Source organism: Streptomyces albospinus, assembly GCF_014648695.1.
GTDB lineage: Bacteria > Actinomycetota > Actinomycetes > Streptomycetales > Streptomycetaceae > Streptomyces > Streptomyces albospinus.
Genome location: NZ_BMRP01000090.1, coordinates 1 through 12403, shown reverse-complemented (window position 1 = coordinate 12403; position 12403 = coordinate 1). Strand labels below are relative to the sequence as shown.

11 protein-coding genes are annotated in these 12403 nt (G+C 71.6%); 8 read left to right on the top strand and 3 right to left on the bottom strand.

Annotation, left to right across the window (positions count from 1 at the left end; all coding sequences use genetic code 11):
• Positions 1–64: 64 nt before the first annotated feature.
• Positions 65–841: an SDR family NAD(P)-dependent oxidoreductase gene (locus IEZ17_RS40530; RefSeq protein ID WP_189308645.1), complete on the top strand. Its 777-nt coding sequence runs from the start codon at positions 65–67 to the stop codon at positions 839–841.
• Positions 842–980: 139 nt separating this feature from the next.
• On the top strand, positions 981–1349 hold the full coding sequence (locus tag IEZ17_RS40525; protein ID WP_189308643.1) for a MerR family transcriptional regulator: 369 nt from the start codon (positions 981–983) through the stop codon (positions 1347–1349).
• A 65-nt stretch (positions 1350–1414) separates the two neighbouring features.
• Here the strand turns inward: IEZ17_RS40525 and IEZ17_RS40520 are convergent, their stop codons facing one another.
• Positions 1415–2464 (bottom strand): Rv2578c family radical SAM protein, encoded by a 1050-nt coding sequence (locus IEZ17_RS40520; RefSeq protein ID WP_189308642.1) that lies wholly within the window; start codon positions 2462–2464, stop codon positions 1415–1417.
• 173 nt (positions 2465–2637) lie between these two features.
• On the opposite strand from IEZ17_RS40520, the gene IEZ17_RS40515 reads away from it, so the two are divergent.
• Both IEZ17_RS40515 and IEZ17_RS40510 read left to right on the top strand, forming a co-directional pair.
• Positions 2638–3081 carry an SRPBCC family protein gene (locus IEZ17_RS40515; protein WP_189308641.1) on the top strand — a complete coding sequence of 148 codons (444 nt, stop codon included), beginning with the start codon at positions 2638–2640 and terminating at the stop codon, positions 3079–3081.
• A gap of 266 nt (positions 3082–3347) precedes the next feature.
• Positions 3348–5885, top strand: coding sequence for an MFS transporter (locus tag IEZ17_RS40510; protein WP_373300079.1), 2538 nt, complete (start codon positions 3348–3350; stop codon positions 5883–5885).
• Between the two features lie 129 nt (positions 5886–6014).
• Here IEZ17_RS40510 and IEZ17_RS40505 read toward each other — a convergent pair whose 3' ends face one another.
• Positions 6015–6752, bottom strand: coding sequence for a Clp protease N-terminal domain-containing protein (locus IEZ17_RS40505; RefSeq protein WP_189308640.1), 738 nt, complete (start codon positions 6750–6752; stop codon positions 6015–6017).
• A 181-nt stretch (positions 6753–6933) separates the two neighbouring features.
• Here IEZ17_RS40505 and IEZ17_RS40500 point away from each other — a divergent pair, with 181 nt between their 5' ends.
• Positions 6934–7074, top strand: a complete 141-nt coding sequence (locus IEZ17_RS40500; RefSeq protein ID WP_189308639.1) for a hypothetical protein — start codon at positions 6934–6936, stop codon at positions 7072–7074.
• Positions 7075–7259: 185 nt separating this feature from the next.
• On the opposite strand, the gene IEZ17_RS40495 is transcribed toward IEZ17_RS40500, so the two are convergent.
• Positions 7260–8954, bottom strand: coding sequence for a glycoside hydrolase family 13 protein (locus IEZ17_RS40495; RefSeq protein WP_189308638.1), 1695 nt, complete (start codon positions 8952–8954; stop codon positions 7260–7262).
• Positions 8955–9438: 484 nt separating this feature from the next.
• Here IEZ17_RS40495 and IEZ17_RS40490 point away from each other — a divergent pair, with 484 nt between their 5' ends.
• From IEZ17_RS40490 to IEZ17_RS40480, 3 genes are all read left to right on the top strand, one after another.
• Positions 9439–9945 (top strand): PadR family transcriptional regulator, encoded by a 507-nt coding sequence (locus IEZ17_RS40490; protein ID WP_189308637.1) that lies wholly within the window; start codon positions 9439–9441, stop codon positions 9943–9945.
• 213 nt (positions 9946–10158) lie between these two features.
• Positions 10159–10992, top strand: coding sequence for a M55 family metallopeptidase (locus IEZ17_RS40485; protein WP_189308636.1), 834 nt, complete (start codon positions 10159–10161; stop codon positions 10990–10992).
• Positions 10985–12349 (top strand): M20/M25/M40 family metallo-hydrolase, encoded by a 1365-nt coding sequence (locus IEZ17_RS40480; protein ID WP_189308635.1) that lies wholly within the window; start codon positions 10985–10987, stop codon positions 12347–12349. The genes IEZ17_RS40485 and IEZ17_RS40480 overlap by 8 nt, the downstream gene beginning before the upstream one ends.
• Positions 12350–12403: the final 54 nt, after the last annotated feature.

Sequence of the window (12403 nt, the reverse complement as noted above, 5' to 3'; positions counted from 1 at the left end):
CCCCGGATCCCCCGCGACCCCCGGATCCCCCACGACCGCGTCCCCCGCGACGGCGTCTGCCGCCATCGCCGGTCCCGAGCCGTCCGGGACGCGCGGCAGGGTCGTCGTCATCACCGGGGCGGGCACCGGGATCGGTCGCGCGACCGCCCTCGCGTTCGCGGCGGAAGGGGCACGCGTGGTGGCGGTGGGCCGACGGCCGGAACCGCTGGCGGAGACGGCCGCGCTGGCCGCGGAGGGCGACGGTGAGATCGTGCCGTACGCCGCCGACATCACCGCGGACGGCGTGCCCGAGGCCGTCGTACGCCATGCGGTCGCGGCGTACGGGCGGGTGGACGTGCTGGTCAACAATGCCGGGGTGGTCGGCAGCGGCGCGCTCGGCTCGTACACCAAGGAGTCCATCGCGCCGCAACTGGCGACCAACCTCGTCGCGCCCGTACTGCTGACCCAGGAGGCGGTGCCCCATCTGGAGCGGACCGGCGGGGTGGTGGTGAACATCAGCACGTCGGTCGGGCAGCGGGCCTGGCCGCACAACTCGGTCTACGCCGCGACCAAGACGGGCCTCGAACTCCTCACCCGCAGCTGGGCGGTGGAGCTCGCACCGCGCGGCGTACGCGTCGTGGCGGTGGCGCCCGGAGCGATCGAGACCCCGATCGCCGACCACCAGGGCTGGTCGCCGGAACGCCGCCAGGCCCTTCGCGCCTGGCAGATCGCGCACACCCCCATGGGGCGCATCGGCCGTGCCGAGGAGGTCGCCTGGGCCGTCACCCGGCTCGCCGCACCGTCCGCTTCCTTCGTGACCGGGGTGGTCCTTCCGGTGGACGGGGGAGCGGTCGTGGGCTGAGGGGGCCGCGGGTCGGCCGGGGGGAACCGATCGGCCCGGGCAACCGTTGCGGGGGACGGGAGGGCCCCGGAGCACGGCTCCCAGGGGCAGGTGCCGGCCCACGGCGGTCGGGCGGGAGAGGCAACGGGGAGGCCATCCGATGCGGATCGGTGAGCTGGCGGAGATCACGGGGACGTCGCCGCGTGCGCTGCGCAATTACGAGAGCGCGGGGCTGATCCGCTCGGCGCGGGCGGCGAACGGCTACCGCGTCTATGACGCGGCAACGGCCGTGCGGGTCCGGAACATCCGCTACCTCCTCGACGCCGGGCTCACGCTCGCCGACGTCCAGTGCTTCCGGGGCTGCCTGGACGGCGACATGGCCACCGCGCCGCCGTCGGCGGAGGGCCTGCGTATCGCCCGTGAGCGGCTCGCCGTCATCGACGGGCGCATCGCCGCCCAGACAGCCGCGCGCGACCGCCTGGCGCGGGCTCTGGAGGCCGTCCCGGCGGCTTCCGGCATCGGGGGCTGAGGTGCGCGCGGCGGGCCCGTACGGGTGCCGCCGGCCCCGCTGCCCCGGAGGCGGCGGTCCGGCCCTCAGAGCAGCGTCAACTGCGTCGCCCCTGAAGCCGAGTTGTCGACCGCAGGTGACTCCGTGCCCGTGCCCGGGTCCCTGCCGTCGGGCGCCGTGATCCGCCGGGCCTCCCCGGGGCGGGACGGGCCGAGGCCGTATTCCGCGGCCAGTTCGTGGACCTGGCGGGTGATCCGGCGCTGGTACCACTTGGGGGCGTACGCGCCGTCGGCGTACATCGTCTCGTAGCGGCGCACGAGGTGCGGGTGGTGGTGGCCCAGCCAGGCCATGAACCACTCGCGGGCGCCGGGGCGCAGATGGAGGACGAGGGGGGTGACCGAGCCGGCGCCGGCCTCGGCGACGGCGCGGACGGTGGCCCGCAGTTGGCCCGGGGTGTCGCCGAGGAAGGGGATCACGGGGGCCATCAGGACGCCGCAGGGTATGCCGTGGGCGGTGAGCGTGCGCACCACGTCCAGGCGCCGCTCGGGGGCGGGGGTGCCGGGCTCGACGGTGCGCCACAGCTCGCGGTCGAGGAAGCCGACGGAGACCGAGATGCCGATGTCGGTGACCTGGGCGGCCTGCCGCAGCAGGTCCAGGTCGCGCAGGATCAACGTGCCCTTGGTGAGGATCGAGAAGGGGTTGGCGTGGTCGCGCAGCGCGCCGATGATGCCGGGCATCAGGCGGTAGCGGCCCTCGGCGCGCTGGTAGCAGTCGACGTTGGTGCCCATCGCGATGTGGTCGCCGCGCCAGTGGCGGCCGGCCAGTTCGCGGCGCAGCAGGTCGGGGGCGTTGACCTTCACCACGATCTGGGAGTCGAAGCCGAGGCCGGTGTCCAGGTCGAGATAGCTGTGGGTCTTGCGGGCGAAGCAGTACACGCAGGCGTGACTGCACCCGCGGTAGGGGTTCACGGTCCATTCGAACGGCATCCGGGAGGCGCCCGGTACGCGGTTGACGAGGGAGCGGGCGCGCACCTCGTGGAAGGTGATGCCGCGGAATTCCGGGGTGTCGACCGTTCGGGTGACGACATCCGTCCCGAACAGCACGGATGGGCTTTCACCCAGATTGTCCCAGCGCATGGGGCCTCCTGTTGTGATCCTGCCGAGCCCCCGTTCTGATAATAGAACATGTGTTCCCTTCGCGTTCGTCAACCGGATTTGGGCGCGCTGCGCAGTGGTGGTTGGCTTGGCCGCGCACCGCAGGTTGGCGGCGCACCGCAGGACCGGCAGCCGACTACTGGAGGAAGACAGACATGGGGCAGGTCGAGGCCACCACCCAGCGCGAGATCGCGGCGGACCCGGAGGATGTGTTCGACGCGATCGCCGACTACAGCGGCACGCGTCAGCAGCTGCTGCCCGAGCACTTCAGCGAGTACGAGATCCGCGAGGGCGGCGACGGCAAGGGCACCCTGGTCCACTGGAAGCTCCAGGCCACCAGCAAGCGCGTGCGGGACTGCCTGCTGGAGGTCGACGAGCCGACCGACGGCCAGCTGGTGGAGAAGGACCGCAACTCCTCCATGGTGACCACGTGGGTGGTCACCCCGGCCGGCGAGAACCGCGCCAAGGTCGTCGTGACCACCACCTGGCAGGGCGCCGGCGGTATCGGCGGCTTCTTCGAGCGGACCTTTGCCCCCAAGGGACTTGGCCGGATCTACGACGCGATCCTCGCCAACCTGGCCGCCCACATGGAGAAGTGACCCGGCACCCTCGCTCCGGTAACCCGTTCGGGGCGCCGCCATGCTCACCGGTTCGGGTGGTTTCCGCCGAGTCGCGCCTTCCGGCCCCCCGGAGGGTGTGCCGGCGGAAACCCCTGATGGGAGCCCAATAGGCGCCGCGGGCAACGTACTTGACGTCCGTTCCCGCCCACCGTGCTCGGATTCTCCGCGCTTGATCGCCGTTGTCGCCCAATGCGAGAAATGGGCGGCCGTATGAGGCGGATGAGGCGTACCGAGGGGAGCAGGACGTGGGCGGGACCACCCTGAGCGAGCGGGACCGGCGGACCGGGCCGCCCGCCGTCGGCGCCACGACGGGCCCGGCACCGCAGCAGGCCGGGCCGGCGCCCCGCGATGACGCACCGCCGCCGATGAGCCGGCGCCGGATGCGGACGCTCGTCCTCGGGCTGCTGCTGGCGCTGCTGCCCGCGACCCTCGCCCAGACCATCGCCGCCGCCGCGCTCCCGAAGATCGTCGGCGAGCTGCACGGCCTGCACGCGATGCACTGGGTGGTCACCTCCTACCTCCTGGCGTCGGCCGTCGGCCTGCCCGTCCACGGCAGACTCGGCGACCTCCTCGGCCGGAAGCCCGTCTTCCTCTTCGCGGTCCTGGTCTTCACCGCCGGCTCGGCGCTCGCCGCCTGGTCGCACTCGATGGACCAGCTGGTCGCCTTCCGGGCCGTCCAGGGCATCGGCGGCGGCGGTCTGCTGATCGGCGTCCCGGCGATCGTCGCCGAAACCGTCCCGCCGCGGGCACGCGGGCGCTGCCTGGGCCTGATGGGCGCCGTGTTCGGCCTGGCCCTGGTGTCCGGGCCGCTGTTCGGCGGCTTCTGTACCGACCACGCCTCCTGGCGCTGGTGCTTCTCCCTCAACGCGCCGTTCGGCGTACTGGCCTTCCTCCTCGTCGCCGTCGCGCTCAGGCTGCCACCGCCCGCCGCCCGCCCCCGGCTGGACATCGGAGGAGCGCTGCTGCTCGCCGCGTTCGCCACCTGCGTTGTGCTACTGGCCGGTTGGGGCGGTACGCGGTACTCCTGGGGCTCGCCGGTCGTCCTCGGGCTCGGCGCCGGGGCGCTGGTCACCGCGGCGCTGTTCCTCGCCGTCGAGCACGTCGCACGCGAACCGATCGTCCCGCTGCGGCGCTTCCGCGGCGCGGTCTTCAACCTCACCGGGCTGATCGGCGCCGCCATCGGCCTGGCGCTCTTCGGCGCGACCAGCTATCTGCCGAGCTTTCTCCAGATGGCCGGCGGCGCCACGGCCACCGTCTCCGGACTGCTGATGCTGCCCATGACGGGCGGGCTGGTGCTCGGCGCGCTCGGCACCGGGCAGTTGATCAGCCGCACGGGCCACTACAAGATCTTCCCGGTCCTCGGCTGCGCGGTGGCCGCGGAGGGCATGTGGCTGCTGTCCCGGATGCGGCCGGACACCCCCCGCGGGGTCTACAGCCTCTGGACGGGCATCCTGGGCCTGGGCCTCGGCCTGGTGCTGCCGGTGCTGGTGCTCGCCGCGCAGAACTCCGTACGCCGCCAGGACCCCGGCGCCGCGGCCGGCGCCGGTGATGACTTCCGGCAGATCGGCGGCAGCGTCGGTGCGGCCCTCTTCGGCGTGCTGTTCGCCAACCGCCTCGCCGCCCAACTCGGCGGCCGGCTGCCGGACCCGACGCGGCTGCCCGGCCCGGAGTCGATCACTCCGCAGCTGCTGCGCGCCCTGCCCGCCGCGCTGCGCGACAGCTACGCCGCCGCCTACGCGAAGGCCATGCCGGGGATCTTCCTCTACCTCGTGCCGGTACTCGTCCTGGGCTTCCTGCTCGCCATCTTCCTGAAAGAGAAACCCCTGGTGTCCCACGCCTCGCACGCCCCCCAGACCCCGCACGCGCCGTACGCCGACCCGGCGGACCCCGTCTCCGTGCCGCCGGCCCGCACCGCGAACGACGCGGCTGCCGGGTACGTGACCTCGGTCAATTCGTACGGCGCCAAGGGGAGTTACGCGGGCGGTCGCGCTCTCGCCCATGGCGCCGGGCAGGGGGCGACCAGCGCCGGCGTCCCCGTGTGCGGCACGGTCCAGCACCACGACGGCAGCATCGTGCCGCGCGCCGCGCTCACCCTCATCGACGTCGCCGGGCGGCAGATCGGCCGCGGCGCCACCGGCGACGACGGCCGGTACGCGCTGAGCACCCCGGGGGCCGGCGCGTATGTGCTGATCGCGGCGGCGGGCGGGCACCAGCCGCAGGCCGTCACGGTGACCGTCGGCGAGCGGCCGGTGGAGCTCGATGTGGTGCTCGGCGGCGCCGGGCGGCTGGCCGGCACGGTCACCACCGCCGACGGCACACCGGTGCGCGACGCCATGGTCACCCTCACCGACGTCCGCGGCGAGGTGGTCGCCACCACCCGCAGCGGACGCGAAGGCGGCTATGTCATCGGGGAGTTGGTGGCCGGCGAGTACACCCTCGCCTCCAGCGCACCGGCGTTCCGGCCGGCGGCACTGCCTGTGACGGTCCAGGCGTCCCGGGAGACCCGCCAGGACATCGAGCTCGCCGGCGGCGCGGTGCTGCGCGGGACCGTACGGGCCGGCGGCGGGCGGCCCGTCGAGGACGCCCGGGTCACGCTGTTGGACGCGGCCGGCAACGTCGTCGACACCGCGACGACGGGCCCGGACGGGCTGTTCCGCTTCGTGGACCTCTCGGCCGGCGAGTACACCGTGATCGCCGCCGGATATCCGCCGGTGGCCACCGTCCTTCAGGTGGCGGGCGGCGGGCGCACCGAACGCGATCTCCAATTGGGGCACGAGGACTGACGCACCGTCACAGGAGGCGCACGCTCGGCGCACGCCCCCCGGCAGAGTTCCCGGCCGGCATGGTCCAGCCCAACTGCGGCCTCGGCAGACGCAGTTGGGCTGATCCGGTGTTCTTCCCGGGTCGCGCTACTACTCCTGGAGGGAGGTGGTGATGGCGGCCAGCGCCTTGGCGATGTACGCCTCGGTGGTGGCCTTGTCGATGCCCAGGCCGGTGAGTACGCCCGAGCCGTCCTCCAGCTCCAGCAGTGCGAGCAGGATGTGTTCGGTGCCGATGTAGTTGTGGCCCAGTCGCAGGGCCTCGCGGTAGGTGAGTTCCAGAGCCTTTCGTGACGGGATGTCGAACGGGATGAGGGCGGGGACCGCCTCTGTGGCGGGCGGCAGCGCCGCGGTCGCGGCCTCGCGCAACCCCTCCGGGGTCACGCCCTGTGCCGCGATGGCTTTCGCGGCGAGCGCTTCCGGTTCGCAGAGCAGCGCGAGGGCGAGGTGCTCGCGGTGGATCTCCTCGTTGCCGGCCGCGCGGGATTCGTTGTGCGCCGCCACCACGACGTTCCTGGCCCGGGGGGTGAAACGGCTGAAGCCCTGCTCGGGATCGAGATCCGTCGCCGGGTCCATCGCCTTCGGCACGAAGCGCTTCTGGGCGGCCTGCTTGGTGACGCCCATGCTCTTGCCGATCTCGGTCCAGGACGCGCCCGAGCGCCGCGCCTGGTCCACGAAGTGGCCGATGAGGTGGTCGGCGATGTCGCCGAGGTGATCCGCGGCGATCACCGCGTCGGAGAGCTGGTCCAGCGCGTCGGTGTGCGCCTTCTTGATGGCTTCGATCAGGTCGTCGAGCCGGACGGTGTTCGTCATGCGGGCTGGATTCGTCATGCGTCAACGGTAGGTTGACGCAAGGCTCGCCGTCAACCCTTCGTTGACGATCGGGTCGCCCGTATGCCCCCTCTCCTTCGTAAGTGGCGCAACTGCCGTCCGGCGGGCAGGCGTCTGCAGTGCTGAAGTCGGTCTACGTTGCTGTAGACGGTCCTGGTCGCGAACAGAGGACGAAGCCCCGGTGGCGACCGCAGAACCGCATCCCGGCTGCGGACAGCGGCTGCTCGCGCGGGCCCAACGACATCTCACCTGGACCATGCCGCTCGCCTACGTGGCCGCCGCGGTGCTGCCCCGGGCTCCTGAGAGCGTGCATGCCCAGTGACGGCCGGGCGGCCCGCGCGACCAGGCGATCGAGCGCGGTGTCCGTCGTGCTGATCGCGGCCGTGGTGAGCCGGGCCCCGCACGGCGTCCGGGCGGAACCGGGCGGCCTGTTGCGGCCACCCGGCTCACCATGGCTCCGTCACGGCTCCGGCAGGAGTGCCCTGACGGGAGGCGTTGCCAGGACGGTCACGGCTGTACCGGCTGCACCGGCTGCTGCATCGGGTCCATCCACCACGCCGCGGTCGACCCCGGCAGCGTCCCGGCGGGGCAGGCGCCGCTCGCCAGCAGCGGCACCCCCGGTACGGGCGCGGGCACCGCCTCCGTACCGAAGTTGATCGCGCACACCAGGCCGTCGCCGCGAACGAACGCCAGCACCTGCGGCGGCGACTCCAGCCAGCGCAACGTGCCCTCGCCGAGCTGCGGAAGCCCGCGCCGCAGCTGGAGCGCCTCGCGGTAGAGGTGCCAGAAGGAGCCGGTGTCGGCCACCGCCCGGTCCATGGTGTGCCCGGCGAACCCGGCGGGCTGCGGAAGCCACGGCTCCCCTTCGGTGCCCGTAGTGAAGCCGAACGGCGCCGTGTCCCCGGACCACGGCAGCGGCACCCGGCACCCGTCCCGGATGTGCTGCCGGCTGCCGGTGCGGTGGAAGATCGGGTCGGTGAGCACCTCGTCCGGCAGGTCGGTGACCTCGGGCAGGCCCAGCTCCTCGCCCTGGTAGACATACGCGGCGCCCGGCAGGGCCAGCATCAGCAGCGCGGCGGCGCGGGCCCGATCCGGGCCCAACCCGCCCTCCGGCGTGCCTGGTTCGCCCGCGTAGCGGGTGACGGTCCGGACCTGGTCGTGGTTGTTCAGCACCCAGGTGACGGTCGAACCGGTGCCCGCGATATCGGTCAGCGCCTCGGAGATGACGGTGCGGAAGACGTCGACGTCCCAGCGCGCGGTCAGCAGGTGGAAGAAGAACGCCTGGTGCAGCTCATCGGCCCGGACATATGCCGCCTGCTCGCCCGGCGTACGCACCGACACCTCGCCGACCAGCAGCCGGTCCCGGCCGTCCGCGGCGGTGTACGCCTCGCACAGTGCCCGCCAGTCGCGCCACACCTGGTGCACCTCGGGCTGGTTCCAGGCCAGCGGGTTGACCGAGTCGCGGGTGCGTTCGTCGGCCGACGGGTCCGGGGAGTCGGGGAGTTCGGGGTGCTTGTAGAGCCCGGCGGCCACGTCGATGCGGAAGCCGTCCACGCCCCGGTCGAGCCAGAAGCGCAGCACCTTGTCGAAGTCGGCGGCCACCTCGGGGTTCCGCCAGTTCAGATCGGGCTGCTCGGGGGTGAACATGTGGAGGTACCACTGCCCCGGGGTGCCGTCCGCCTCGGTGATCCGGGACCAGGCGGGCCCGCCGAACATCGCACGCCAGTTGTTGGGCGGCAGCTCACCGCCTTCCCCGCGCCCGTCGGCGAAGTGGAAGAGCGACCGCGACGGACCACCAGGAGCCTCCTCCAACGCGGCCCGGAACCACGGGTGTTCGCTGGAGCAGTGGTTGGGGACGATGTCCAGCAGCACCTTCAGGCCGAGCTGGTGGGCGTCCGCCACCAGACGGTCGAACTCGTTGAGATCGCCGTACACCGGGTCGACGTCGCGGTAGTCTGCGACGTCATAGCCGTGGTCGTGCTGAGGGGAGGGGAAGAACGGGCTGAGCCACATCCCGTCCACGCCGAGCTTCTTGAGGTACGGGAGCCCGCTGCGGACCCCGGCGAGATCGCCGGTGCCGTTGCCTGTGGTATCGCGGAAGCTGCGTACGTAGACCTGGTAGATGACCGCATCGCGCCACCAGCGCTGGGCCGTGTCCTGGGTGGCGGTCGGGTGGCCGCGTTGCGCGGTGGCTGTGAGCATCTGCCGTGATCCCGTTCTTACCTGTGCAAGTCGGCCTGGCCGCTTGCGAGTTGCCGTTATGGATGCATGTTAGGTAGTGCTGTCTTTTCGATGTCAACGGAATGTTCAAAGTTGTCTCGGAGGTGCCCGGGATTGCGTGGAATGGGCGTGACGTCCGTACCCAACTGCCAACCACCCGGCCGGGTACGGCTCGGTCGACGGACAGCCGCAACACCCGTCCGCAGTCGGGGTGTTGGGCGAGTCGCGGAGTATGCGTCATGGGGCGGGAGCCGGCACGCGCAGACCAGTGGGCCCCGGTCCGCCGTACGGCTGCACCGCGGAGCCTCTCCTCGCACCGTGTGCCGACGAGGCCGGGCCGCCGGACGCCCCCGTGAATAGTCGTACCCGGTACGGGATACTGGATGCCTTGGGACGAGACGAAGGCGAGCCGATTCACCACCGGGGGAAGCGGACAACCGACATGTAGTGCAGGAGGGGGGAGAGCGTGCGGCTGCCACTGCTGGCGCTGCTGGTCAGCGCACCCGCACACGGCTACGAACTCAAACACGCCCTGGAGTCCCTCCTGGGCGCGGCCTACCCCCCGCCGAACGTCGGTCAGATCTACGTCACCCTGGGCAGGCTGGAGAAGGCCGGTCTCATCGAGGGCGAGGACGTCGAGCAGCCGGACCGCCCCAACAAGCGCATCTACCGGATCACCGCGGCCGGCCGGGAGACCGTGGACGCCTGGTTCGAGGAATCCACCGTCGCGCCCCGGGTCCGCGACGAGTTCTTCATGAAGCTCGCCCTCGCTCCCCGTAGCGGCACCATCAACCAGATCGCCCTGATAAACAGGCAGCGCCGCCACTACCTCAAGAGCATGCGTGAACTGTCCCTGCTCGCAGCGGCGGGCCCCCCGGACAACCAGGTCGCGCAGCTGCTGATAGAGGGCGCGATGCTCCACCTCCAGGCAGACCTCGACTGGCTGGAGCGCTGCCAGGAGGAGTTGGAATAACGGGGGAGCGCCGGCCCGCGGAGCAGGCGGTTTTCGGGGCGGGGGAGCGAGGGGGCGGAGGGGGCGGGGCCCGCGCTGGGCCACACAGACGATCTTCAGTGGTCTGGACCGTCGGAGTTATCCACAGCCCTGGTCGGGGTGTTCGAGGCCGCGTACCGTGATGGATCAAGGGCAGCGCATCCGGCCTCTCACCTGCGATGGGACTGATAGACGGTGAAGATCCTGATCTCCGCGGACATGGAGGGTGCCACGGGCGTGACGTGGCCCGCCGATGTGCTGCCGGGCACGCCGCAGTGGGAGCGTTGCCGCCAGATGTTCACCTCCGATGTGAACGCGGCCGTCGCCGGGTTCTTCGACGGCGGGGCGGACGAGGTCCTCGTCAACGAGGCGCACTGGTCGATGCGCAATCTGCTGCTGGAGCAGCTCGACGAGCGGGCGGAATTGCTGACGGGGCGTCATAAGTCCTTGAGCATGGTGGAGGGGGTGCAGCACGGAGATGTCGACGGGATCGCCTTTGTCGGGTACCACACGGGAGCCGGCACCGAAGGGGTGCTGGCGCATACGTATCTCGCCAATACGCTGACCGGCGTCCGGGTCAACGGGGTGCGGGCGAGCGAGGGATATCTCAATTCCCTCGTGGTGGCCGAGTACGGCGTGCCGGTGGTGCTGGTGACCGGCGACGACCGGACGTGCCAGGACGCACTGGGGTACGCCCCGCAGGCGCCGGGCGTGGCGGTGAAGGACTATGTGTCGCGCTATGCGGCGGTGTGCCGTCCGCCGGCCCGTACGGCGGCCGAGATCCGGACCGCGGCCTGCAAGGGGGCGGCGCTCGCGGTGCGTCATGATCCGGCCCAGGCAGGTCCGTTCCGGTTCGAGTTGGAGTTCGACGCGGAGCACCTCGTGGGTGCGGCTGCGTGCGTGCCCGGCGTGGAGCGCTGCGGGGAGCGCAGGGTCGCGTATACCAGTCAGAACATGTACGAAGCCATCCGGTGTTTCAAGGCGGTCACCACGGTCGTCTCGTCCGCCGTGGAGGAACAATATGGCTGAGAATCAGCGGGCGGAGCAGGGCGCCGGCACGACCGCAGGGGCGGTCGACCAGCAGGCGCTGGACGAGGTGGTGCGGTTCACCTCCGAGCTGATCCGCATCGATACGAGCAATGCCGGTGACGGCGCGTGCCGGGAGCGCCCGGCCGCCGAGTACGTCGCCGAGCGGCTGGCCGACGCGGGGATCGAACCGGTTCTGCTGGAGCGCAGCAAGGGGCGGACGAACGTCGTCGCCCGGATCGAGGGCACCGACCCCTCCGCCGATGCGCTGCTGGTGCACGGCCATCTGGACGTGGTGCCGGCCGAGCCCGCCGACTGGCGGGTGCCCCCCTTCTCCGGGGAGGTCCGCGACGGTGTGGTCTGGGGCCGGGGCGCCATCGACATGAAGAACATGGACGCGATGATGCTGGCCGCCGTCCGGCAGTGGGCGCGCAGCGGAGCGCGGCCACGGCGCGACATCGTGCTGGCGTTCACCGCCGACGAAGAAGCCAGCGCCGAGGACGGCTCGGGATTCCTCGCCGACCATCACGCCGACCTCTTCGAGGGCTGCACCGAAGGCATCAGCGAATCCGGCGCGTTCACCTTCCACGCCGGCGGCGGGATGCGGATCTATCCGATCGCGGCGGGGGAGCGCGGCACGGCCTGGCTGAAGCTGACCGCCCATGGCCGGGCCGGGCACGGCTCGAAGATCAACCATGCCAACGCCGTCAGCCGGCTGGCCTCCGCGGTGTCCCGGATCGGCGAGCACGAGTGGCCGGTGCGGCTCACCCCGACCGTGCGGGCAGCGCTGCGCGAGCTCGCCGCGCTGCATGCCATGGACGTCGATGTCGAGAGCCCCGAGCTCGACGTCGACGCGCTGCTGAGCAAGCTCGGGCCGTCCGCCAAGCTGGTCGCGCCGACGGTCCGCAACAGCGCCAACCCCACGATGCTGACGGCCGGTTACAAGGTCAATGTGATCCCGGGATCCGCCGTCGCCTATGTGGACGGCAGAGTCGTCCCGGGCGGCGAAGCGGAGTTCCGTACGACCATGGACGCGCTCACCGGACCCGATGTGACCTGGGACTACCACCACGGCGAGGTCGCGTTGCAGGCCCCGGTGGACGCCCCGACGTTCGCGGCGATGCGCGCGTCCGTCGAGCGCTTCGATCCGCAGGGCCACGTTGTGCCGTACTGCATGTCCGGCGGCACGGACGCCAAGCAGTTCTCCCGGCTGGGCATCGTCGGCTACGGCTTCTCGCCGTTGAAGCTGCCCGAAGGCTTCGACTATCAGGCGCTGTTCCACGGCGTGGACGAATGCGTACCGATAGAGGGCCTGCATTTCGGCGTGCGCGTGCTCGATGATTTCCTGCGCGGCGCCTAGTAGTGCTTGGTCAGGTTGATCTTGGTGGTGCGTGTCCTTCTGTCGCTGTGTGCG

Excerpts from the sequence above, each read along its gene's own strand:
- IEZ17_RS40525 (WP_189308643.1), top strand. The coding sequence starts at position 981 with ATGCGGATCGGTGAGCTGGCGGAGATCACGGGGACGTCGCCGCGTGCG.
- IEZ17_RS40480 (WP_189308635.1), top strand. The coding sequence starts at position 10,985 with ATGGCTGAGAATCAGCGGGCGGAGCAGGGCGCCGGCACGACCGCAGGG.
- IEZ17_RS40505 (WP_189308640.1), bottom strand. The coding sequence starts at position 6,752 with ATGACGAATCCAGCCCGCATGACGAACACCGTCCGGCTCGACGACCTG.
- IEZ17_RS40495 (WP_189308638.1), bottom strand. The coding sequence starts at position 8,954 with ATGCTCACAGCCACCGCGCAACGCGGCCACCCGACCGCCACCCAGGAC.
- IEZ17_RS40515 (WP_189308641.1), top strand. The coding sequence starts at position 2,638 with ATGGGGCAGGTCGAGGCCACCACCCAGCGCGAGATCGCGGCGGACCCG.
- IEZ17_RS40520 (WP_189308642.1), bottom strand. The coding sequence starts at position 2,464 with ATGCGCTGGGACAATCTGGGTGAAAGCCCATCCGTGCTGTTCGGGACG.